A 23,824-nucleotide genomic window follows, 5' to 3' on the forward strand; every position below is an offset into this window, starting at 1 on the left:
TCTAAAAAGCCATTGAAAATGTTATATTATTGGATTAAAATTAAATAAATTATGATAAGATGTGCATAAGCTTGGATGTCTGTAAAAGACAGGCAGGAATGGAGATTAATATGGCAAAAGAGATTAAGACAATAGGAGTTTTGACAAGTGGTGGTGATGCACCCGGTATGAATCCTGCTATACGTGCAGTAGTTAGAACGGCCTTGGCCAAGGGTCTTAAGGTCAAAGGCATTCTTAAGGGATATAACGGACTTATAAGTGATGAGATAATAGATATGGACAGACACAGTGTGTCAGATATAATCCAGCGCGGCGGTACTATTCTTTATACTGCACGAAGCATGGAATTCATGACACAGGAAGGTCAGGAAAAAGCTGCCGATACATGCCGCAGACATGGCATTGACGGAATAGTTGTAATAGGTGGTGACGGTTCCTTCAGAGGCGCCCAGAAGCTTGCTGCGCAGGGAATCAACACAATCGGTCTTCCGGGAACGATTGACCTTGATATTGCATGTACAGATTATACAATCGGATTTGATACAGCGGTCAATACTGCAATGGAGGCTATTGATAAGGTAAGAGATACCTCGACATCCCATGAGCGTTGCAGTATTATAGAGGTTATGGGCCGTAATGCAGGATATATAGCATTGTGGTGCGGTATTGCCAATGGCGCTGAGGATATTCTTCTTCCTGAGAGATATAATAATGATGAGCAGGAGCTTATTAACCACATTATAGAGGGACGTAAGAAGGGCAAGAAGCATCATCTTATCATTAATGCCGAGGGCATTGGACATTCTACGGGAATGGCAAGAAGAATAGAGGCTGCTACCGGAATTGAGACAAGAGCAACAATCTTAGGCTACATGCAGCGAGGCGGAAGTCCTACATGTAAGGACAGAGTGTATGCATCAGTGATGGGTGCCAAGGCAGTTGATCTTCTGTGTGAAGGCAAGAGTAACCGCGTTGTTGCATATAAGAACGGACAGTTTGTAGACTATGACATTGACGAAGCACTTGCAATGACAAAGGATATCGATGACTACGAATTCATGGTAAGTCTTATGATATCAAAGTAATTAATAACAGCTGGACATTATGCAGAGTCCGTCTGGACATATCCGGACGGCTCTTTTCATATTATAGGATAGGTAACATATAATAGATAGAATATATGGAAGGAAAGGATTCTTAACATGAGTTCATATAAAGAATTAAGAGCCAAGTATCCGACATTTACTTATGAAGGATATGACGTGAAACAGAATGATAAGGAAGTGGAGATTACTTATCACTTTGCTATAGACAATCTGGCACAGTTTGCGCCACAGTGGAGATTCCCCGCAGGGGACAGGCAGTGCGATTATTCCAGTGATGAGACATTTGCAAGGCTTATATTCTCGCTTGGAATGGTGGAGCTTGTAAGCTATTGGAAGATAGCATGCCCTCCAAAGGTAATAATAAAGAATGCTTCGCTTGGAGAAGACCAGATAGCATGGTGGAAGTCGTTGTATTTTAACGGACTTGGAGAATTCTACTATACTAACGGAATAGAAGAGAATATTAATGATTTTATGGAGATAGTTCCTGAGAACGGAATATGTGAGAATGCATTGTCACTTCAGTGTGAGGCTGATGTTGAAGCTGCAATGGCGTTAAGGAACAGCAGGATAAAGTCACTTGCAGATGGGGCGCACTGTATGGTACCGGTTGGCGGAGGCAAGGATTCCGTAGTATCGCTTGATGTGCTTAAAGGATATAAGAGTCAGATTCATCCTTATATAATTAATCCGAGAGGTGCAACGATAAAGACAGTTGAGACCGCAGGAATGAGCATGGATGACAGAAATGTGATTGTAGCACACAGGACTCTCGACAGTAATATGCTTGAACTCAACAAGAAGGGATTCCTTAACGGACATACACCGTTCTCTGCGATTGTGGCATTCTCGGCAGTTATTGCTGCATATATGAATGATATAACGTATATTGCACTGTCAAATGAGTCCAGTGCCAATGAGAGCACAGTGCCGGGAAGTACCGTTAATCACCAGTATTCCAAGAGCTTTGAATTTGAACGTGATTTTCATGAATATGAGGCAGTATATCTTAAGAGCAATACCTATTATTTCAGCCTTTTAAGACCTCTGAGTGAATTCCAGATTGCAGCTGATTTTGCTGCATGTACGGATTTCCATTCCATATTCAGAAGCTGCAATGTAGGAAGCAAGAAGGATATATGGTGCGGTCACTGTCCTAAGTGCATGTTTGTGTGGCTTATTCTGTCACCGTTTATTGAGCAGGAGAAGCTTTGTAAGATATTCGGAACTGATATGGCAGAAGATGAGACAATGCAGGAATGTTTTGACAAGCTTGTGGGAATCGCAAGCGAGAAGCCGTTTGAATGTGTAGGAAGCGTTAATGAGGTTAATGCGGCGATAACGCTTACAATAAGAAGCATGAAAGAGGCAGGAAAGAAGCTTCCGTATCTGTTTGGATATTATTGCGGTACCGGACTTTATGAAAAGAATCTGCCTGTATGTGAGGATTATTTCAGATACTATGATACCCAGAATCTGCTTCCGAAGGATTTTGAGGAGGCATTGAATAAGACACTTAATGAAAAATTGGGAGAGAGGGCGCCAAGACATTGATAAAGCATTTAACTGAATTTATACATGGACTTGTTAATAATAAGAAGGTTCTCATACTTGGATATGGACGTGAGGGAAGGTCTACTCTGCCAGTGGTAATTGAGGCCGGAGGTGCGGCAGTAATTGCTGTTGCTGATGCAAAGCCTGTGAAGGACGGACTTCCCGAAGGAGTAACAGCGATAACGGGAGAAGAGTATCTTGGATGTCTTAATGATTTTGATGTTGTATTCAAGAGCCCGGGCATTGTGCTTGATAGAGAGATTAATGATTATACATGTAATATAGTTTCCCAGATGGAAGTGTTTTTTGAATGCTTCCGTGACAGGATAATAGGAATTACGGGAACTAAGGGAAAGAGCACAACCACAACGCTTCTGTACCATGTTCTTAAGTCGTCGGGAAAGGATGTGCTGCTTGCAGGGAATATAGGAATTCCGGTGTTTGAGATAGCTGACGGAATGAATGACACGACAACGGCGGTTCTGGAACTTTCATGCCACCAGCTCGAATATATGGATGTATCGCCACACATGGCAATATATCTTAATCTGCATGAAGAACATCTTGACCATTACGGCACTATGGCAAAGTATACAGCTGCCAAGGAGAATATATACAGACATCAGAAAGCAGGGGATAAGCTGTATTGCCTGGATAGCCTCAGGCCACATGAGACATTGCCTGCGGATGTGTATACATTCAGATGCGGTGCCTGTAGCGGAGCGGACTACAGCCTGTCAGGCGGCACGATATATTATAAAGATGAGGATAACGGCGAATGCGAATACAGAATACCGGTCGGTGATATAAAGCTTATCGGAGAGCATAATTATTTTGATATTGCATTTGTGTATGCTGCATGCAGAGACTGCGGTGTTACAGACGAACAGTTTACAAGAGCACTTTTAAGCTATGAACCCCTCCCACACAGACTGCAGTATGTTGGAACAATAAATGGCATAAAGTGGTACGATGATTCAATATCTACGATTGATGAGACTACAATACAGGCACTGAATACACTTAAGGATGCCGACACAGTTCTTATAGGCGGTATGGACAGAGGCATAAGCTATAAAGAGCTGGAACAATATCTGGCACATTCTGATATTAAGAATATAATCCTTATGGAAGCATCGGGCAAACGTATTCTTGAGGAGATAGAATTAATGAAAGGTGAATTTGAATCGCCTGAGAGAATACATTATGTTCAGCATCTTGAAGATGCAGTCAGTCTTGCGGCAGATATTACAGGAGCAGGAAGAAGCTGTGTTATGTCACCGGCAGCAGCAAGTTACGGAATATTCCGTAATTTTGAAGAGCGTGGTGAAGTATTTAAAAAGCTTGTTTCCGGAATGGAGAAAAACGCATGATTACCAGTACAGGCAATGCACGTGTGAAGAATGTCATACAGCTTCAGACGCGTGCAAGAGCAAGAAAAGACAGCAGGCAGTTTGTCGCAGAGGGCTTCAGGATGGTTTCGGAGGCACCGGCGGACAGAATAGTCAGTATATATGCATCAGAGACATTTGCAAGATGCAACAGCGGATATATGTCAACAATACAGGTTCCTTATGAGATGGTGTCAGATAATGTATTTGCACAGATGTCGGATACCAGGACGCCGCAGGGAATACTTGCGGTTATTAAGATGGCTGAATATGGAATCGGGGATATTATTGCACATGACAACGGCCTTTATGTCATTGTTGAGAACCTTCAGGATCCGGGGAATCTTGGAACGATCATCAGAATGAGCGAGGCGGCAGGTGTTGACGGAATTATTATGAGCCCGAATACGGTTGATATATATAATCCCAAGACGATACGTTCAACAATGGGTTCACTTTACAGGGTACCGTTTGTGTATGCTGATGATTTTGCCGGGACACTTGAACAGATGAAGTCCAAAGGGGTAGAGCTGTACGCGGCGCACCTTGAAGGAAGTGTTGAATATACGGAGCCGGATTATACTAAGGCGAGTGCATTTGTTATCGGCAATGAAGGCAACGGACTTACGGATGCCGTAACGAATATCTGCAGCAACAGAATAAGGATTCCGATGGCCGGTAAAGTTGAGTCGCTGAATGCCGCAATTGCAGCATCCGTGCTGACCTTCGAGGCTGCCAGACAGAGGAGAAATGGCAAGGGTTGACAAAAATATGTAACTTTGGTAGAATACTTTCGAAATAAATGTAACATTTTTGTAATAATTGTAATCGGTTATTCATATAATAATGTTACAGGACAGCGGTTACTATGCCTGACTGCTGTCAGCCAAGATACTGTTATTTACAAGTGATATTATTTTGCTGTGCAGACAGCGGGCGGTTAATAACAGACAGTTGAGGCGGAAAGGTTATGTATGAAATCAAAGAGCAGGGTAGCGGTGATGGCAGGCACCATGATGGTTATTGCAATGATGCCGGTTATGCCTAACTACATTGCTGCCGGGACAACCCACGAAGCATATGCGGCAGCGCAGACTTACAATGAAGAAAGAACTGCATCTTATGAAGAAAAAGCAGTTGACATTGTTGCGTATGCACAGGGTAAGCAGGAGACACTTAAGGAAGAAAGTATATTTAAGGGAAAGGCAGTTGCCACGGATACTGATTATCTTGCGGTAATGCAGGAGCCTGATGATGATTCAGAGGTGGCAGGCAAGCTTTTCGAGTATAATATTGCTGATGTTATTGAACAGGACAACGGATGGACTAAGATTACGTCCGGCAATCTTACAGGATATGTGCCTACGGATGCGCTTTGCTTTGATGATGAAGCTGAGAGCGTTGCAAGGCTTGAGACAGAGGTTTCGGCAGCACCGGTCGGAAGTGAGGCTGTTGTATACGCTTCATACGATACGGATGCAGCAGTAACCGGAACATTTACAGCAGATGAGAGTGCTGTGCCGGTAAGCCGTATAGGAGAATATGTTAAGATTCTGAAGTCTGATGAGAGTACAGGATATGTTCTTGCTGATGCAGTCACAATTGATTACGGATTTGAATGCGGAATGACTGTTGAGGAAGAGGAAGCCAGGAAGGCAGCAGAGGAAGCAGCACGTCAGGCAGCAGAAGAGGCGGCACGTAAGGCAGCTGAGGAAGAAGCAGCACGCAAGGCGGCAGAGGAAGCGCTCAGACAGCAGATTATTGCAAGAACGATAGCAGGAACAGATTTTACTTATAATCCGACAATGGCAGTATCAGATGATGACCTGTGGGTGCTTGCATGTATCATTGACTGGGAAGCAGGCTGGGAACCATATGAAGGTAAGCTTGCAGTTGCCAATGTAATACTTAACCGCGTAAGAAGTGCAAGATATCCGGATACAGTATCAGATGTTGTGTATGCGAGAGGCCAGTTTGGCGGAGTGATGTCAGGCGGAAGTATCTCGGCGAGATTTGAACAGAGGCTTGCAGCGGGGCCACGTACTGATGAGTGCATGGAAGCAGCGCTTGAAGCACTGTCAGGCAAGAATAACATTGGAGATTTTACTGCATTTAACGGTTCAGATGTGATTAATTATGCAGCACTTTCTGATTATGCAATAATCGGAGGACACTGCTTCTATTAATTAATATTCAATGCAGGATATATAGTGCAGAATACATGCAGTTATGCAGCAACCCGGACAGATTAACAGTCTGTTCCGGGTTATTTTTATATGTACTATTTTTGCTATGCATCTTGTCAATTATATGCAGATGATGATAATATAAGAAGATAAAGAAATTTTTAGTTATTATGCGAACGGAGGATCAGAGTTATGGTTAATTTAAAAGGTCGTAATTTTCTTACACTGCGTGATTACAGTGCAGAGGAGATAGAGTATTTATTAGATCTGGCTGCAAAGCTTAAGAAGATGAAGAAAGACGGAGTTACAGACAAGTGCCTTGAAGGTAAGAATGTTGCTCTTATATTTGAAAAGACAAGTACAAGAACACGCTGTTCATTTGAAGTGGCAGCACATGATCTTGGCATGGGTACAACATATCTTGATCCTAAGGGTTCGCAGATAGGCAAAAAAGAAAGCATTGCGGATACAGCAAGAGTACTTGGAAGCATGTTTGAAGGAATTGAATATCGTGGCTTCGGTCAGGAGATAGTTGAAGAGCTTGCAAAGTATGCGGGTGTGCCTGTATGGAACGGACTGACTAATGAATATCATCCTACACAGATGCTTGCAGATATGCTTACAATCCGTGAGAAGATCGGAAGACTCAAGGGCGTTAAGCTCGTATATATGGGTGATGCAAGATACAACATGGGTAATTCATGGATGATAGCATGTGCTAAGATGGGAATGAACTTTACTGCATGTGCACCGAAGGAATACTGGCCTGATAAGGAACTTATTAAGGCTTGTGAAGAGTATGCTGCCGTAAGCGGTGCGACACTTACATTTGAAGAGGATCCTGTTAAGGCAACTAAGGATGCAGATGTCCTCTATACTGATGTGTGGGTATCAATGGGCGAGCCTGATGAGGTATGGGCAGAGAGAATTAAGGCGCTTACTCCTTACCGCATTACGATGGAGCTTGTGAAGAACGCATCTGACAGCGTTATATTCATGCACTGCCTGCCTGCATTCCATGACCTTAAGACTACTGTGGGCAGGGAGATATATGAAAAGTTCGGCCTTACGGAGATGGAGGTTACGGACGAGGTATTTGAGTCTGAGTATTCAGTAGTGTTTGATGAGGCTGAGAACCGTATGCATACAATTAAGGCTGTTATGGCTGCTACACTTGGTGCATATCAGGATTAATATTAACATGAACGGAGGAAGACATGGATTTCTTTACTACGTCTAACACAGGAGCATATGGAGCGTACCGCAGGTCTAAGATGGTAATAGACGCACTTAATATTATGCTTGCGGTAGTTATTGTAGTGCTTTTTGTGGCACTTATATTTCTGAATGACCGCAGAAGTTTTCTGTTTCCGCTCATATTTCTTGCAGGTGGAATAGACAATGCACTTGCGGCGGCAAAGAATTTCATGAGCTACAACCGTATAGGCGGGATTGCGCTTACGGTTGTTGCTGTGCTTCTCTGGCTGCTTGCATTCATATGCTTTAGAATAAGATAGACTGCGCTTGACCGCAGGACAGATTGTGGGAGGTATCTGATGAAGACAAAGATACTTACAATACTTCGTGGAACTGATGATTATATATCCGGACAGGAGATATGCGACAGACTTGGCGTGTCAAGAACGGCTGTCTGGAAAGTGATTAACCAACTGAAGGAAGAAGGATATGTAATAGAGGCTGTTAATAACAAGGGTTACAGGATAACGGAATATCCGGATATACTTACGCAGAGTGAACTTGAGAGCGCAATTAATATCGAAAGTGCCAACGGAGAAGGTACTCTGGCTAAGAAGCTTGTATGCAGGGATATAGTTGATTCAACGAATAATGTTGCAAGAAAGCTTGCGGAAGATATGGCGTGTCACGGAACGCTTGTTGTAGCCGAACAGCAGACAGGCGGCAAGGGAAGACGCGGAAGACACTGGGAGTCACCTGCCGGTACAGGTATATGGATGACGTATGTGTTAAGACCTGACATATCACCTGACAGGGCATCGATGCTTACACTTGTGGCAGCACTTGCGGTTGCGGACGGAATTAAGGAGCAGCTTCATGCAGCAGGCTGTGACTGTGAGTTCGGAATAAAGTGGCCGAATGATATAGTCCTTAACGGCCGTAAGATAGTCGGAATACTCACTGAGATGAGTGCAACTCCGGACAGTGTGAATTATGTTGTCGTAGGTATAGGAATTAATGTCAACACTACGGAATTTGATGATTCCATAAAAGCTACCGCGTCATCAATTCTTGTGCAGACAGGACTTCACATACAGAGGAGCAGGATTATCGCATCTGTGAGCCGCAGGTTTGAAGAGTATTATAATATATTTATTAAGACTGCCAATCTTGAAGGATTGATTGAACAGTATAATTCTGCCCTGATTAATGCAGGACGTGAAGTCAGACTTATAAGCAGTGATAATGGTACGGAGCATGAAGAGACAGGAGTTGCCAAGGGTATAGACATGAACGGCGAGCTTATAGTCAGACTTGATGATGGAACAATGAAGAATGTAATTGCCGGAGAGGTTTCGGTAAGAGGATTATATGGCTATGTATGATGAGAAAATGGTTCTGTGTGCCTCAAGTGCATATGAACAGAAATATTATTTTAACGAGGATTTTGCGTCACTTCCTGACCAGATAAAGGATGAACTTAAGATAATGTGTGTCCTTTTTACGGAAGAAGTCGGAGGAATTCTTACGCTTCGTTTCGCTGAGGACGGAACACTTATGCTTGAGACAGAGGCAGACGAAGGAGACCTTTTATATGATGATATTGCATGCGGTCTTCTTATTAAGAGAATACAGAATGAGAAGAGAGAGCTCCTTGAGTCAATAGAGCTCTTTTATAAAGTATTTTTCCTTGGGGAGAATATACAGCTATAATAGGTTAATGGAGAGTTATCAGTAATGGAAGAGAATATACAGTCAAAAGAGAATAAGATGGGTGTAATGCCTGTCAACAGACTTCTTATAACAATGTCGCTGCCGATGGTAATATCGATGCTGGTGCAGGCTTTATATAATATAGTAGACAGTGTATTTGTTGCACAGATTAATGAAGCGGCACTTACGGCGGTATCAATGGCATTCCCGATACAGAATCTTATGATAGCTGTTGCAGCGGGAACAGGAACGGGTGTCAATGCGCTCCTGTCCAAGAGTCTTGGAGAGAAGAATAAGAGAATGGTTGATGATACGGCTAATATGGGCGTATTTCTTGCAATATGCAGTTACGCAGTATTTGCCATAATCGGAATATTCTTATCAAGAATATATTTTGCTGCACAGATAAGCGATGCACAGATAATTGAATACGGAGATGAGTACATGTCGGTTATCTGTCTTTTCTCGTTTGGATTGTTCGGACAGATAATAACGGAGAGACTTCTTCAGGCTACCGGACGAACAATATTTACAATGTTCACACAGGGAATTGGAGCGATAATAAATATCATACTTGACCCGATTCTTATATTCGGACTTCTGGGGCTGCCGGCAATGGGAGTTACAGGAGCAGCCGCAGCAACTGTAATAGGCCAGATAATAGCAGCAATTCTTGGCTTTGTATGTAATGCGGTATACAATCATGACATTACACTCAGCATTAAAGGAATATTTACAATTGATACGACGGTAATATCAAAGGTGTATCGGGTGGGAATTCCTTCAATAATAATGCAGTCCATTACATCGGTAATGACATTCAGCCTTAATAAGATACTGGCAGAATTTTCATCAACCGCAGTAGCTGTGTTTGGTGTATACTATAAGCTCAACAGCTTTATATTCATGCCTGTTTTCGGTATGAATAACGGACTTGTCCCGATACTTTCATATAATTACGGAGCAAGAAAGCCTGACAGAATTAAGAAGACAATAAAGCTCGGAATGAAATATGCGGTTGCAATAATGATATTCGGACTGCTGCTTTTTGAACTTTTCCCGTCAGGACTTCTCGGAATATTTGATGCTTCACAGGAAATGCTTTCAATCGGCTGTGTGGCGCTCAGAATAATAGCATCCAGCTTTGTATTTGCGGGTGTTGCAATTATATGCAGCACAGTATTCCAGGCAATAGGCAATCCACTGCACAGTCTTATTATGTCTGTATGCCGTCAGCTCCTTGTGATTGTTCCCGTAGCATGGCTGTTGTCACTTAGCGGCAGACTGGAGCTTGTATGGCTCGCATTTCCGATTGCTGAGTTTGTTTCAGTTGCAATGTCAATATTTTTTATGAAGAAGACTATAAGACATCTGGATGGAATGGCATAAGAGAGGTAATAGGTTTTAAGGTATGAGTGAAGATAAGATTAATAACACCAATGATATAGTTGACAGTGAAAAGGAAGATAAGGACGAGTATGAAAAGGTCTGCAGTGTGTGCAGAAGACCTGAGAGCAAAGCCGGCAAGCTGATTACGATGCCGGGCAACATGTATGTGTGCTCCGACTGTATGCAGCGTTCCTTTGACATGATAAACAGTAATTCTAACTATGATGATTTGATGAAAATGATGTCCAATCCTTCTCTCGGCGGGATGAATATATTTATGCCGGGGATGGAGGACATGGAGGTTCCTAAGAAGCAGAGAATTAAGAAGCGCAAGAAGGATGAAAAAGCCAAACCGATTATTGAGCTTAAGGACATACCGGCACCACATGAGATTAAGGCAAAGCTTGACGAGTATGTAATCGGACAGGATTATGCCAAGAAGGTAATGTCTGTTGCCGTATATAATCACTATAAGCGTGTTGCCACAGACACAATGGATGACATAGAGATTGAGAAGTCCAATATGCTCATGATAGGACCTACGGGAAGCGGTAAGACATATCTTGTAAAGACACTTGCAAAGCTTCTTAACGTGCCACTGGCGATTGCCGATGCAACTTCACTTACGGAAGCCGGTTATATCGGTGATGATATTGAGAGTGTTGTATCTAAGCTTCTTGCTGCTGCCGACAATGATGTTGACAGAGCTGAGCAGGGAATTATATTTATCGATGAGATTGACAAGATAGCCAAGAAAAAGGAGACGAGAAGCCGTGATGTAAGCGGTGAGTCAGTACAGCAGGGAATGCTTAAGCTCCTTGAGGGCAGTGACATAGAAGTGCCTGTCGGAGCAACAAGCAAGAATGCAATGGTGCCGCTTACGACAGTTAACACACGCAATATTCTCTTTATATGCGGCGGAGCATTTCCTGAGCTTGATGAGGTTATCAAGGAAAGACTTAACGAGCAGGCATCGATAGGCTTTATCGCAGACCTTAAGGATAAGTATGATAACGATGATAAGCTTCTTAGCAAGGTAACACTTGAGGATCTGAGAAACTTCGGAATGATTCCTGAGTTCCTCGGAAGACTTCCGGTTGTATTTACACTCGACCCGCTTGATAAGGATATGCTTGTGAGTATCCTTAAGGAGCCGAAGAACGCAATACTCAAGCAGTATAAGAAGCTCCTCGCACTTGATGAGGTTGAGCTTGAGTTTGATGACAGCGCACTTGAGGCGATTGCGGAGAAGGCACTTGAGAAAAAGACCGGTGCAAGAGCGCTCCGTTCAATAATCGAGGAATTCATGCTTGATATAATGTATGAGATTCCGAAGGACGACAATATAGGACGCGTGATAATTACAGGTGACTATATCAACAAAAAGGGCGGCCCGGTTATACAGATGAGAACGGTGTAGGGCAGCAGGTGTGATGTGATTAATATATAACAGGTGCATATCTTTGCGGATATGCACCTGTTTTTATTGTAGCCTCGTCTGCTCAAATGAATTGTACAGGTCAAGTATGCCGTAGCCCCATTCGTTATTCGGATAACTGCGCGTTGCTGCGCGCCTTGCACCACGGACAAGGGTTGTCTTAAGGTTGGTACTGGAAAGATAGGTTGCAGGCTTTGAACGTATGTCCCATGCGAATATCAGCGCGGCGGCACCCGCAACATGGGCGGCAGCCACGCTGGTGCCGGTCATATAGGTATATCCGCCGTCAGCGGAAGGACCGTATACGTTAACGCCGGGGGCAACTATATCCGGCTTAAGCCGCCCGTCTGATGTCGGCCCGCGGCCATTGGCAATGTATATGCCGCCCGTGAGGTGGTCATAGGCACCTACGCTTATCACGGAAAATGCAGTGGCAGGCTGTGTGAGCGTGGTGTCGGGAGAGGGTCTTACAAAATGCACGTCACCTGTCAGAAATGCAGTGACCGGAAGCCACATATCGAATTCACCTGACAGTCCGGACAGCCCGTGTACGTTAATCTTCCAGATTCCTCCGGTGGGCTTGATGAACCGCATGAATATAAGCTGGTTGCCGGACAGGGATTCAACATTCTGGTAATCTATATAAAGCCTTGTCTGCTCAAATACAAAATCAATAACGCTGCTCTGCTCGGTTCTTCTTGCCGGTATGCGTGGGATAAGCTCTCCTGTCGGAGATACTATTGATATTGAGAACATCTCGGGGCGGTCTGCCCACAGTTCAAGAACAAAGCCCTTTTCATTATCGCTCACACTCAGCTCAACAGTTGCATAATCCTCGAACGCGGGCTTGATTCCAGAAAAATGATGGCGCGCATTTCCTTCGTTGCCCATGCTGCATACAACACCTATGCCTGCCTGTCTGGCAAGATCATTGGCATATGCGGCAAGCGGCGTACCTCCGTTGTGGGGACCGCTGCTGCTCCCAAGACCTATACAGATTACAAGCGGCTTCCCTTTGGCATTAGCAGTGTCCTTGAGAAACTGCATCCCTGTCATGATATCATTTTCCTGAAATGCCACTGCTTCATCATTTATAAGAAAAAAATCACGGAGATACTGTTTGGCAGGCTTTAACTTAACCATGGCAATAGATGCGTCAGGGGCGGCACCGGTAAAGCCTGCTGATTTGTCTGCACCTCCGGCGGCGATTCCCGCAATGAATGTCCCATGACCATTATCGTCTTTTGACGGAACGATTGCATAAGGGTCATCACCGGCAAGACTTGCGGCAATGGCATCATTAATCTGCGAATTGGTGTAGACAGTGCCGTATTTGTACGGATTATCGGATGGATTGCTATCAGGGGACTGTATAGTCTGGTCCCAGATTGCATCAATCTTGCTTAATCCCCTTGCATATTGGAATATCGGGTTCAGATAGTCAATCCCTGTGTCAATAAAGCCAATGAGTACACCGCGTCCGAGAAGATTAAGCACCGGCTGGTTATGCACCTGTGTTATTCCTGATGCATCAATGCTTGAGGTATCGGTTAATGTAAAAAGCTTCGGAATCTCGATATAGCCTGAGGTGCTGACACCGATACTGCCGTCACCCTCATAATTGATGACAAGCCATTGATTATCTATGTTGTTGACGCACACTCCGGGCGTATAGGATAGCATATTGTAAAGGTAAGGGGTATAAGCGGCTATATAGTCATAGTAATCCCCGGAGGTTATTATTTGACTGCAATTCAAGTCCATGATACAATCCTGTGAGTACCTGTGGATTTTTGCACAGGTACGGAAGCATTTTGTATATAATATGCACAGGAATGGAGATTAGTGTAAAAAATCAGCTTGATAGCTGATTTTTTACACAGCTATTTGTGTCGCAGGCGCCACAAATAGCATCTGTCGCAGAGCCAGATCTGACATCTGGCTCGCGATTCCTCCGGCACTTTGTGCCTGCGGAATGGAGAAAAGTGTGGAAAATCATATCAATAATGAGAAAAAATACAGGGCGATAGCTCTTGATCTTGACGGAACTCTTACCGACAGCAATAAGCAGCTTCCTAAGGAGAATAAGGAAGCGATATGGAAAGCGATTGACAGCGGATGTGCGGTCATACTTGCATCAGGAAGACCGGTGCTTGGAATCGCTGCAATAGCGGATGAGCTTGAACTTAAGGAACGCGGCGGTTATGTGCTTGCATATAACGGAGGCAGCATAATTGACTGGAAGACGGGGAAACTTATGTATGAGAACATGCTTCCGGCAGAGTGTATACATGATATATGTGAGCTTGCTGATGAGAATGGAGTTGTTGCGCTTACTTACAATGATGATTCGATAGTGGCTGAGAATGATACGGATGAGTATGTTATAAAGGAAGCAAAGTGTAATAATGCTCCGGTACTAAAGCTCGATAATCTTGAGGAATATGTTGATTATCCGGTGTCAAAGTTCCTTGTTGTCGGAGAACACGAAAAACTCCTGCCTGTTCAGGAGGCACTGCTGTCAAAGCATGGTGACAGGCTTGATGCATTTTTCTCAGAGAGCTATTTCCTTGAGGTTGTGCCAAAGGGAGTGAGCAAGTCTGCGTCACTGGACAGCCTGCTTACAGGACTTGGAATTGACAGGTCAGAGCTTATAGCCTGCGGTGACGGTATGAATGATATTCCGATGCTTGAATATGCAGGGCTTGCGGTTGTTATGGAGAATGCATATCCTGAGGTAAAGAAGTACGCCGGTTATATAACAGAGTCTAATGACAATTGCGGTGTAGCACGGGCTATTGAGAAGTTTTTGTTGTAAAAAATAATCTGTGTGGTATAATTAACGAGTATATTTTCAGAGTGGGGAGAAAATATACTCGAGACATCAAAGAAGAAAGGGTACTGAATTATTCAGAAAAGGTTACATTATGGCAGATTCAAGTAACAAGAAAAAGGCTGCGTCACATGAGAGTAAGAAGTCCAATATGGAGATTATGTTCTCCGGCTCAGATTCTCTTACAAAGCGTGAACGCCGTAAGAAGAAGCAGCTGATTGCCAGATCAGTAGGATTTGCACTGATTGGAATCGAAGTTATAGCACTTATCATATTCCTTGCAGCATTATTCAAGCTTAATATGATTCCTGCTAAGTATATGGCGATGCTTATAGGCATTCTGCTTCTTATAACAGTATATAACGTACTTTCCCAGTTTACCAAGGCACACTGGGTCGGCAAAGTGCTTGCGGTACTGCTTGCGGTAGTGATGTTTGTTGGTTCTTCGTATATAGGCAAGGCTAACAGTGTAATCAGTAATATAGCGGGTGTAACAACCAAGACGGATACATTCTCACTTGTTGTTCTTGCAACCGATCCGGCAACAGGTGTTGAAGCAACTAAGAATTATACATTCGGATACAACAAGATTAATAACAAAGACATGGCAGAGAGCCTTATCCAGGAAGTTAATACAACACTTGGAACTAATGTAAAGACACGTACTTATGATAACTGGACTAATATTATTAATGCACTTTATAATAATGAAGTAAAGGTAATTGTATTTAACGAGTCCAACAGAGCGATGCTTGAAGAGCAGTTCACTGATTTTGAAGAAAAGACAAAAGTTATCTATACTAAGACATATACAACACAGATAAAGGAGAATGTTGTTAATAAGAACACGGCAACAGAGTCATTCACAATCTATGTATCAGGTAATGATGATTATGGTGCTATATCAGCCAACGGACGAAGCGACGTTAATATTGTAGCAACATTTAATCCTAAGACAAGACAGGTATTGATGGTCTCTACACCTCGTGATTACTGGGTCCCTGTTGATACACTGTCAACAGATTCCAATGGCAAGGCTGTAACAGGTTACGAGAAGCTTACGCATGCCGGTAACTATGGTGTCGATTCATCAATCAGCACACTTGAGAGTCTGTACGGAGTTGATGTTGATTACTATGTTAAGGTTAACTTTACCGGTGCTGTAGGCGTTATTGATGCCCTTGGCGGAATCACGATTAATTCTGATGTTAAGTTTACTAACGGTGAGGACGCAGCTCCTGTAGCTTACAACTTTGTGGTTGGACCTAATGAGTGTGATGGCGAGAAGGCTCTTGCATTCTGCAGAGAGCGTCAGGCATTCTCAGACGGTGATAACCAGCGTGGACGTAACCAGATGGCAGCTATCGAGGGTATGATTGACAAGGCTACATCAACTGCAATCCTTACACAGTACAATAAGGTTCTTGATGCAGTATCCGGACTTATTGCGACTAACATGCCTGACAGTGCAATATCTAACCTTGTTAAGGCACAGATTAACGATCCGACAGGCTGGAATATAATGTCTTACAGTGTATCAGGTACAGGCGCGACTAAGACAGGACAGTTATTCGGTATTGTAGGTATGTCTGTAATTGAGCCTGATTATTCAACTGTTAATACTGCCATTGAGCTTATGAGCAAGGTACGCAACGGAGAAGTATTTGATATTGACCAGTTCCTTGAGGATAAGGCGCTTGAATCAGGTACAACACAGGCGAGATAATTGACGGATTGAATTAATAATATAATAAAATAATCCGGCCACTTTAAAAATTAAGGCGAAAAACGCATTTCTTAATAAAATTAAGTAAAATGCACTGAACCTTATAATTTAAAGTGACCGGATTTTTTTGCATGCAAAATCATTCATGAATAATGAATATCTATGCAATACAGCACAGATTTAAGCTTTGTTGTCCATAAGTGATTCTGTCATGCAGAAGTAAGCTGACTGGGCTTTGCCGTTGTAATAATCGATAAAACCGTAATTCGTGGACCTGCCGGAGTCTCCCCCTGTTGAGCCGGAAGAGCCGGAAATTTGTGGTCCGGCTGAATTATTGCTGTCTTTGCGGGCTTTGCCGCCATTATTCTTATGGCTGTCCAGCATCTGCTCAAAAGTACCAGAAGTGCCGCCATGCTTTTTGTCACCGCCTGCCGGCCTTACGGTTGCTACATCTGATATCCGCTCTATAGGGCGGCTTGAGAATGTATTCATGTCTGCCATAGTATTTCCTCCTTGAAATATGATGATAAACATATGCACATCCTTGTGCATTTTTTGTCAAAACTTTTAATTCTTCTATTTTATATATCGGATAATTAATTATTTTAATTATATTTGGATAGATGAATGTTAAATTTATTAAGAAAAAACGCTTTTTACTTGATTTTATATACCGAAACGAAAGAAAAAACTTGAAAAAATTAGGAATATTGAATATAATATCTTCATAAGGCAATTGAAGGTTACGGATTGCACTTAATTTTTAAGGAAAAGGAGATTACTTAAAGATGGGATACGTTGATGAAGTATTAGAGAAAGTATCTAAGAAGAATGAGGGACAGCCAGAATTCCTTCAGGCAGTTACAGAGGTTCTTGAGTCATTAAGACCTGTAGTAGAAGCTAATGAGGAGCTTTACAGAAAGGAAGCTGTTCTTGAGAGAATTACAGAGCCGGACAGACAGATTATGTTCCGTGTACCTTGGGTAGATGATAACGGACAGGTTCAGGTAAACAGAGGATTCAGAGTACAGTTCAATAACGCTATTGGACCATACAAGGGAGGTCTCAGACTTCACCCATCAGTTAACTTAAGTATTATAAAGTTCCTTGGATTCGAGCAGGTTTTCAAGAACTCACTTACAAGCCTTCCAATCGGCGGTGGCAAGGGTGGTTCTGACTTCGATCCTAAGGGCAAGTCAGACAGAGAGATTATGGCATTCTGCCAGAGCTTCATGACAGAGCTTTACAAGTACATCGGTGCAGATATGGATGTTCCAGCAGGTGATATCGGTGTAGGCGGACGTGAGATCGGTTACCTCTTCGGACAGTATAAGAGAATCCGCGGAACATATGAAGGCGTTCTTACAGGTAAGGGTCTTACATATGGTGGTTCTCTTGCAAGAACAGAGGCTACAGGTTATGGTCTTCTTTACTTCACAGAGGAGATGCTCAAGTCTAACGGACAGGATATAGCAGGCAAGACAATCTGTGTATCAGGTGCAGGTAATGTTGCTATCTATGCTATCCAGAAGGCTCAGCAGCTCGGCGCTAAGGTTGTTACATGTTCAGATTCAACAGGCTGGATCTATGATCCGGAAGGAATCGATGTTGCACTTCTTAAGGAAGTTAAGGAAGTTAAGAGAGCAAGACTTACAGAGTATGCTGCTAAGAGACCAAGCGCTCAGTACCATGAGGGAAGAGGCGTATGGACAATTAAGTGTGATGTTGCTCTTCCATGTGCTACACAGAACGAGCTTCTGATTGACGATGCTAAGGCACTTGTTGCTAACGGTGTTATCGCAGTAGCAGAGGGTGCTAACATGCCTACAACTCTTGAGGCTACAAAGTACCTTCAGGAGAACGGTGTTCTCTTTGCTCCTGGTAAGGCTTCTAACGCAGGTGGTGTTGCTACATCAGCTCTTGAGATGAGCCAGAACAGCGAGAGACTCAGCTGGACATTCGAGGAAGTTGATTCTAAGCTCAAGAATATCATGGTTAACATCTTCCACAACCTTGATGATGCTTCTAAGAAGTATGGCAAGGAAGGCGATTATGTTGCAGGTGCTAACATTGCCGGATTTGAGAAGGTTGTTAACGCTATGGTAGCTCAGGGCGTCTGCTAATTATCAGATAACAGCTGATTAATAGAATAGTTCGTTCACGATTTGAATACGATTTGATTTTACTGCTAATAAGGGTATCGGAAGAATGTGTCATCTTCTGATGCCCTTATATTAATTTATATATAATTAAAATCAGGTAATTAAAATCAGGTGCAGGAAATATTGACAATAGTACCTGAGAACTATATAATAGTTAAATTATGAAATATAGACTATTAAGGAAGGACAATCAATGAACAGATTAAAAGAAAAGCTTACAGAAAAGCTGAAAAACAAGTCGATTAACAGTAAACTCAAAACATCACACGGAATAATTGTCGTATTATCTGTAATTATTGCTGTGGTACTTCTTGTAGGAATGACCGTGATAGCCGGAAAAGTTAAAAAAATATTTGTTGGGCCAATGACTAATGTAAGTGATATCGCTGACATTAAGTATGGACTGACAGATCTTCAGAGTGAGATAAACAGCTATATTATTGCGGGTAATGCTGGCGCAGGTTCTGATTATAATGGATTTTCAAGTAATATGGAAGCGGATGTAAAGCTTGTCACAGAGGCTGTCCAGTCACTTGATGAAACAATAGATAACAGCGAAGGAAAGGATGTCCTTGAAAGACTAAAAAGTAAGATTAATGAAGGAGAGAAGATAAGACCACAGCTTATGACACTCCTTAAGAATAAGGATCTTAATAATGCTTATACATACAATAAGAATACATACAAGCCGGTCGTAAATGACATTAAGGAATTGTCGCTTGAGCTTGAGAGCATCATTAATGCAAGCGGAAAGTCATATTATAAGTCAAGCATGATATCAAGCTATGTGCTTATTGGAATCGGAGTGGTACTTCTCATTATTGCAGTCGCTGCTTCTGTCATGCTTACAGGAATTATAACAGATATGCTTACGGCACCAATCAAAGAGCTTGATGATGCTGCCGCACACATGTATAACGGCGACCTTGGAGCAGCAGATAATATTACATATGAGTCAGAAGATGAGCTTGGTGAGCTTGCCGAGGCCCTCAGAGGAACAATGAATGTACTTTATTCTTATGTTGATGAGATTTCTGCTACATTAAGAGAGATAGCAAAGGGCGATCTCACAAAGCCAAGTGAGAATATTACAGATTTCAGAGGAGATTTTGCAAGTATTAAGGAATCTTTTGTATATATACTTAAGAATTTCAATATAACACTTACTAACATCCAGAATACATCAGGACTTGTTGAAGCAGGTGCAGCAGATATTGCCGGTGCGGCGGTTGAACTCTCAACAGGCACAACAGACCAGGCAAGCTCGATTGAGGAGCTTACTGCAACTGTTGAGACAGTAGCAAACCTTGCAGAGACAAGTGCGAAGAAGACTCAGGAAGCATATGAAAGCATTGAGAAAGCCGCAAGGGATGCTAAGAGTGAGCAGGTAAGAATGCAGGAACTCACGGAAGAGATGGCGAATATCACAGCTATTTCAAAAGAAATTGAGAATATCACGGCAACTATCGAGGATATTGCATCACAGACAAGCCTCCTTGCTCTTAATGCATCAATTGAGGCGGCAAGGGCAGGCGAAGCAGGTAAGGGATTTGCGGTTGTCGCAGATGAAATCGGCAAGCTTGCAACGGACAGCTCTAATTCAGCAGTCAACACAAGAGAACTTATCGGCAAGACTATGGAAGAGATTGGCAAGGGTAATGATATTACGGCTTCCGTAGCAGAAGTATTTGGGAAGATAATAGGACAGATGCATGAATTTGCAGAAGTTGCGCGTACTACTAATGAAGCTTCAAAGGGACAGGCAGATGCGCTGGCTCAGATTGAAGCAGGAATTGAACAGATTTCAGGCGTTACACAGAATACCGCAGCCGCAGCGCAGGAAAGCAATGCTATCAGCACACAGCTTTCAGAAAAGGCAGATGAACTTGATGAGCTTGTACGCCGCTTTAAATTATATTCGGCAGTTGAAAAAAAGTAATATCGCAAGTATAATATAAGGTATGCGTCAGATTTTGCTTCGCAAAACTGTTAGAAGAATCAGGAGGATTTAAGGTGGCAGATTTAACCAGTGAGATTACAAAAAGAAGGACTTTTGCGATAATTTCCCACCCGGATGCAGGTAAGACAACTCTTACCGAGAAATTCCTGCTTTACGGAGGGGCAATTAATCTCGCCGGCTCTGTAAAAGGCAAGAAGACAGCTAAGCATGCTGTGTCAGACTGGATGGAGATAGAGAAGCAGAGAGGTATCTCTGTAACATCTTCAGTATTGCAGTTTAACTATGACGGCTACTGCATTAATATTCTTGATACACCGGGACATGAGGATTTCTCAGAGGATACTTACCGTACACTTATGGCAGCTGATTCGGCAGTCATGGTTATCGATGCATCCAAGGGTGTAGAGAAGCAGACAATTAAGCTGTTCAAAGTATGCGTTTTAAGGCACATACCTATATTTACTTTTATTAATAAGATGGATAGGGAAGCTAATGACCCATTTGAGCTTCTTGATGAAATTGAAAATGTTCTTGGAATAAGGACGTGTCCTATGAACTGGCCTATCGGTTCAGGTAAGGAGTTCAAGGGTGTATACGATCGTACTGACAGGGAAGTATCACTGTTTACGGCTGCGATGAACGGACAGAAGGAAGTCGCAACGGAGAGACTTGGAATAGATGATGCCGCACTTGCAGATGAGCTTGGGTCTCATTTTTATGAGAAGCTGCAGGAAGATATAGAGCTGCTTGACGGTGCAAGCTCGGAATTCAATCTTGATGAGGTAAGAGCCGGAGACCTGACACCTGTGTTCTTTGGCTCAGCACTTACGAATTTTGGTGTGGAGAACTTCTTACAGCATTTCCTTAAGATGACAACAGCTCCGCTTGCGAGACATTCATCAATCGGTGATGTTGACCCGTTTTCCGGGGATTTCTCGGCATTCGTATTCAAGATACAGGCTAACATGAATAAGATGCACCGCGACAGAATTGCATTCATGAGAATATGTTCAGGTAAGTTTGAGGCCGGCATGGAGGTCACCCATGTTCAGGGCGGCAGGAAGATTAAGCTTGCACAGCCGCAGCAGATGATGGCTCAGGAGAGGCATATTGTTGATGAAGCTTATGCAGGAGACATTATCGGCGTGTTCGATCCGGGAATATTCTCAATCGGTGATACGCTTACAACTTCCAATGAGAAGTTTACATTTGACGGAATACCTACATTTGCACCGGAGCATTTTGCAAGAGTACGCCAGATAGATACGATGAAGAGAAAGCAGTTTGTTAAGGGAATCAGCCAGATAGCACAGGAAGGTGCAATTCAGATATTCCAGGAGTTCAACACCGGAATGGAAGAGATTATTGTCGGAGTAGTCGGAGTGCTTCAGTTTGATGTACTTAAGTTCAGACTTGAGAATGAATATAATGTAGATATACGCCTTGAGCCTCTTCCATATGAGCATATCAGATGGATAGAGAATCCGGAAGAGGTTGATGTTGAGCATCTGTCAGGAACGTCTGACATGAAGAAAATCAAAGACCTTAAGGACAATCCTCTGTTACTGTTTGTGAACAGCTGGAGTGTCGGAATGGTCCTTGAACGTAATGAAGGTCTCAAGCTTTCAGAATTCGGCAAGAACTGATAGACAGGACAGTCAGCAGACTGCCGTATCAGATAAACTGATTAGTTGTTTCATTATACTGATAATCGATAGACGCGAGTTTGTCGGTTATCAGTTTTTTATCTAAAGAATTTGTCTTACAAAAATCACTAAAGCTGCTGTAATGGTCACGAAGCTGCATATTCACAAAGCTTAAAAGCATGACCGGATCATTAGGAATCGACATAATATTTACCCCGTTTCATTTATAATGTTAATAGTCTTTTCATTTTTTACCACATTTACGGAAGAATGTAAAGTGTGTTATTATGAAATTAACCGATGTCAGTCAGATGTCGGATGGTATATCAGAGATAAAGGAGATTATAGAGAATGGATTCTGATAAGAGAAAAGTAAAGCAGATAGCAGGGCTGATTGTATTTACAATGCTTGTGTATACAATATTTATCAATTATGAGAAGGTATTTGCGGGAATAGAATTTCTGTGGGATCTGATATTTCCGTTTGTGCTTGGTGCGGCGATAGCATTTCTTTTGAATCTTCCGATGAGGGGGATAGAGAAGCTGTTGAAAAAGTTTATGCCATTGATACAGGGAAAGAATAACAGTAAGACGTCAGCAGCTGAAAGGCTTCTGCGTCCGGTGAGCCTGCTGCTTACGTTTGGATGTGTAATTGCTGTGATAAGCATAGTTATAGGAGTTGTTCTTCCACAGCTTGTGAGTACAATGGAGTCAATCGGACAGGCATTCATGGCGTGGCTTCCGCAGTTCCAGGACTGGCTTCAGAAAACATTCGCAGATAATCCTGAGATTGAAAAATATATAGGAGATGTACAGATAGACTGGGTTGCAGTATTTGATTCTGTTAAGAATTTCATATTCAACGGTGCAACCAATATACTTTCTCATACATTTTCGGCAACTATGGGAATTATAAGCGGAGTTACTACATTTTTCATAGCAGTTGTTTTTGCATGTTATATCCTTATGCAGAAGGAAAAGCTTGAATCACAGGTAAGACGTATTATTAAGGTTACATTCAGTGAAAAGACAGTTGGGAAGATTAATTATGTGGCATCACTGACACACAGGATATTCTGCAGCTTTATTACGGGACAGTGCCTTGAGGCATGTATTCTTGGATTTATGTTCTTTATATGTATGCTTATCTTCAGACTGCCGTATGCACTTCTTATTGCGGTGCTTATAGCGTTCATGGCATTAATTCCGATTGTCGGTGCATTTATCGGATGTATAGTCGGAGCACTGCTTATACTGCTGATTGATCCGTTCAAGGCACTGTTTTTTGTTATTATGTTCCTGGTGCTTCAGCAGATTGAAGGCAACCTTATATATCCGCATGTTGTGGGCGGCTCGGTAGGACTCCCTTCAATATGGGTGCTTATGGCAGTTACAATAGGCGGAAGCCTTATGGGAATAGTGGGAATGCTTGTATTTATCCCGCTTGTATCAGTAATATACAGCCTTATCGGAAGCTGGGTAAGACAGAGGGAAAAGTGTGAAAAATCAGCCTGATGGCTGAT

The 23,824-nt window shown here is 42.7% G+C and carries 20 protein-coding genes; 17 read left to right on the forward strand and 3 right to left on the reverse strand.

All coding sequences use genetic code 11. The features are described 5' to 3' along the window. Nucleotides 1-110 precede the first annotated feature (110 nt). From pfkA to clpX, 11 genes are all read left to right on the forward strand, one after another. Nucleotides 111-1,085: a 6-phosphofructokinase gene (gene pfkA, locus NQ488_03290; protein ID UWN96351.1), complete on the forward strand. Its 975-nt coding sequence runs from the start codon at nt 111-113 to the stop codon at nt 1,083-1,085. Nucleotides 1,086-1,202: 117 nt separating this feature from the next. Next, entirely contained in the window at nt 1,203-2,660 is a 1,458-nt protein-coding gene (locus NQ488_03295; GenBank protein ID UWN96352.1) for a hypothetical protein, read from the forward strand. Then, a complete protein-coding gene (murD, locus tag NQ488_03300) occupies nt 2,657-4,033 on the forward strand; it encodes a UDP-N-acetylmuramoyl-L-alanine--D-glutamate ligase (protein UWN96353.1) in 1,377 nt (458 codons plus the stop codon). The genes NQ488_03295 and murD overlap by 4 nt, the downstream gene beginning before the upstream one ends. After that, nucleotides 4,030-4,815 carry an RNA methyltransferase gene (locus NQ488_03305; GenBank protein UWN96354.1) on the forward strand — a complete coding sequence of 262 codons (786 nt, stop codon included), beginning with the start codon at nt 4,030-4,032 and terminating at the stop codon, nt 4,813-4,815. The genes murD and NQ488_03305 overlap by 4 nt, the downstream gene beginning before the upstream one ends. A 210-nt stretch (nt 4,816-5,025) precedes the next feature. Beyond that, entirely contained in the window at nt 5,026-6,237 is a 1,212-nt protein-coding gene (locus NQ488_03310; GenBank protein UWN96355.1) for a cell wall hydrolase, read from the forward strand. Between the two features lie 192 nt (nt 6,238-6,429). Then, entirely contained in the window at nt 6,430-7,431 is a 1,002-nt protein-coding gene (gene argF / locus NQ488_03315; GenBank protein UWN96356.1) for an ornithine carbamoyltransferase, read from the forward strand. A 23-nt stretch (nt 7,432-7,454) separates the two neighbouring features. Next, nucleotides 7,455-7,754 (forward strand): hypothetical protein, encoded by a 300-nt coding sequence (locus NQ488_03320; protein UWN96357.1) that lies wholly within the window; start codon nt 7,455-7,457, stop codon nt 7,752-7,754. Between the two features lie 39 nt (nt 7,755-7,793). Next, complete coding sequence (locus NQ488_03325; GenBank protein UWN96358.1) at nt 7,794-8,819, forward strand: biotin--[acetyl-CoA-carboxylase] ligase; 1,026 nt, start codon at nt 7,794-7,796, stop codon at nt 8,817-8,819. Further along, nucleotides 8,812-9,147, forward strand: coding sequence for a DUF6145 family protein (locus tag NQ488_03330; GenBank protein UWN97092.1), 336 nt, complete (start codon nt 8,812-8,814; stop codon nt 9,145-9,147). Before NQ488_03325 ends, NQ488_03330 begins: the two co-directional genes overlap by 8 nt. 24 nt (nt 9,148-9,171) lie before the next feature. Next, nucleotides 9,172-10,536, forward strand: a complete 1,365-nt coding sequence (locus NQ488_03335; GenBank protein UWN96359.1) for an MATE family efflux transporter — start codon at nt 9,172-9,174, stop codon at nt 10,534-10,536. Nucleotides 10,537-10,558: 22 nt separating this feature from the next. Beyond that, complete coding sequence (clpX, locus tag NQ488_03340; GenBank protein UWN96360.1) at nt 10,559-11,956, forward strand: ATP-dependent Clp protease ATP-binding subunit ClpX; 1,398 nt, start codon at nt 10,559-10,561, stop codon at nt 11,954-11,956. Between the two features lie 63 nt (nt 11,957-12,019). Here clpX and NQ488_03345 read toward each other — a convergent pair whose 3' ends face one another. After that, nucleotides 12,020-13,732, reverse strand: coding sequence for a S8 family peptidase (locus tag NQ488_03345; protein ID UWN96361.1), 1,713 nt, complete (start codon nt 13,730-13,732; stop codon nt 12,020-12,022). Between the two features lie 229 nt (nt 13,733-13,961). Here NQ488_03345 and NQ488_03350 point away from each other — a divergent pair, with 229 nt between their 5' ends. Together NQ488_03350 and NQ488_03355 are read left to right on the forward strand one after the other, a co-directional pair. Further along, nucleotides 13,962-14,792, forward strand: coding sequence for a Cof-type HAD-IIB family hydrolase (locus tag NQ488_03350; GenBank protein ID UWN96362.1), 831 nt, complete (start codon nt 13,962-13,964; stop codon nt 14,790-14,792). A 109-nt stretch (nt 14,793-14,901) separates the two neighbouring features. Then, nucleotides 14,902-16,533 carry an LCP family protein gene (locus NQ488_03355; GenBank protein UWN96363.1) on the forward strand — a complete coding sequence of 544 codons (1,632 nt, stop codon included), beginning with the start codon at nt 14,902-14,904 and terminating at the stop codon, nt 16,531-16,533. A 180-nt stretch (nt 16,534-16,713) separates the two neighbouring features. Here the strand turns inward: NQ488_03355 and NQ488_03360 are convergent, their stop codons facing one another. Beyond that, nucleotides 16,714-17,034 (reverse strand): hypothetical protein, encoded by a 321-nt coding sequence (locus NQ488_03360; GenBank protein ID UWN96364.1) that lies wholly within the window; start codon nt 17,032-17,034, stop codon nt 16,714-16,716. A gap of 287 nt (nt 17,035-17,321) precedes the next feature. Here NQ488_03360 and gdhA point away from each other — a divergent pair, with 287 nt between their 5' ends. From gdhA to NQ488_03375, 3 genes are all read left to right on the forward strand, one after another. After that, on the forward strand, nt 17,322-18,656 hold the full coding sequence (gene gdhA, locus NQ488_03365) for an NADP-specific glutamate dehydrogenase (GenBank protein ID UWN96365.1): 1,335 nt from the start codon (nt 17,322-17,324) through the stop codon (nt 18,654-18,656). A 232-nt stretch (nt 18,657-18,888) separates the two neighbouring features. Further along, nucleotides 18,889-20,634, forward strand: a complete 1,746-nt coding sequence (locus NQ488_03370; GenBank protein UWN96366.1) for a methyl-accepting chemotaxis protein — start codon at nt 18,889-18,891, stop codon at nt 20,632-20,634. Between the two features lie 74 nt (nt 20,635-20,708). After that, the gene (locus tag NQ488_03375; GenBank protein ID UWN96367.1) at nt 20,709-22,301 is read left to right on the forward strand and encodes a peptide chain release factor 3; all 1,593 of its coding nucleotides are present in this window, start codon (nt 20,709-20,711) and stop codon (nt 22,299-22,301) included. A gap of 28 nt (nt 22,302-22,329) precedes the next feature. Here NQ488_03375 and NQ488_03380 read toward each other — a convergent pair whose 3' ends face one another. Continuing rightward, complete coding sequence (locus NQ488_03380; protein UWN96368.1) at nt 22,330-22,506, reverse strand: DUF4250 domain-containing protein; 177 nt, start codon at nt 22,504-22,506, stop codon at nt 22,330-22,332. A gap of 146 nt (nt 22,507-22,652) precedes the next feature. On the opposite strand from NQ488_03380, the gene NQ488_03385 reads away from it, so the two are divergent. After that, nucleotides 22,653-23,816: an AI-2E family transporter gene (locus tag NQ488_03385; protein UWN96369.1), complete on the forward strand. Its 1,164-nt coding sequence runs from the start codon at nt 22,653-22,655 to the stop codon at nt 23,814-23,816. Nucleotides 23,817-23,824 lie beyond the last annotated feature (8 nt).

This window comes from [Bacteroides] pectinophilus, from assembly GCA_025146925.1.
GTDB lineage: Bacteria > Bacillota > Clostridia > Lachnospirales > Lachnospiraceae > Bacteroides_F > Bacteroides_F pectinophilus.

Bases quoted from the DNA above. Each gene is read 5' to 3' on its own strand.
- pfkA (UWN96351.1), top strand. From the start codon at position 111: ATGGCAAAAGAGATTAAGACAATAGGAGTTTTGACAAGTGGTGGTGAT.
- NQ488_03295 (UWN96352.1), top strand. From the start codon at position 1,203: ATGAGTTCATATAAAGAATTAAGAGCCAAGTATCCGACATTTACTTAT.
- NQ488_03305 (UWN96354.1), top strand. From the start codon at position 4,030: ATGATTACCAGTACAGGCAATGCACGTGTGAAGAATGTCATACAGCTT.
- NQ488_03310 (UWN96355.1), top strand. From the start codon at position 5,026: ATGAAATCAAAGAGCAGGGTAGCGGTGATGGCAGGCACCATGATGGTT.
- argF (UWN96356.1), top strand. From the start codon at position 6,430: ATGGTTAATTTAAAAGGTCGTAATTTTCTTACACTGCGTGATTACAGT.
- NQ488_03320 (UWN96357.1), top strand. From the start codon at position 7,455: ATGGATTTCTTTACTACGTCTAACACAGGAGCATATGGAGCGTACCGC.
- NQ488_03325 (UWN96358.1), top strand. From the start codon at position 7,794: ATGAAGACAAAGATACTTACAATACTTCGTGGAACTGATGATTATATA.
- NQ488_03330 (UWN97092.1), top strand. From the start codon at position 8,812: ATGTATGATGAGAAAATGGTTCTGTGTGCCTCAAGTGCATATGAACAG.
- NQ488_03335 (UWN96359.1), top strand. From the start codon at position 9,172: ATGGAAGAGAATATACAGTCAAAAGAGAATAAGATGGGTGTAATGCCT.
- clpX (UWN96360.1), top strand. From the start codon at position 10,559: ATGAGTGAAGATAAGATTAATAACACCAATGATATAGTTGACAGTGAA.
- NQ488_03355 (UWN96363.1), top strand. From the start codon at position 14,902: ATGGCAGATTCAAGTAACAAGAAAAAGGCTGCGTCACATGAGAGTAAG.
- NQ488_03360 (UWN96364.1), bottom strand. From the start codon at position 17,034: ATGGCAGACATGAATACATTCTCAAGCCGCCCTATAGAGCGGATATCA.
- gdhA (UWN96365.1), top strand. From the start codon at position 17,322: ATGGGATACGTTGATGAAGTATTAGAGAAAGTATCTAAGAAGAATGAG.
- NQ488_03370 (UWN96366.1), top strand. From the start codon at position 18,889: ATGAACAGATTAAAAGAAAAGCTTACAGAAAAGCTGAAAAACAAGTCG.
- NQ488_03380 (UWN96368.1), bottom strand. From the start codon at position 22,506: ATGTCGATTCCTAATGATCCGGTCATGCTTTTAAGCTTTGTGAATATG.
- NQ488_03385 (UWN96369.1), top strand. From the start codon at position 22,653: ATGGATTCTGATAAGAGAAAAGTAAAGCAGATAGCAGGGCTGATTGTA.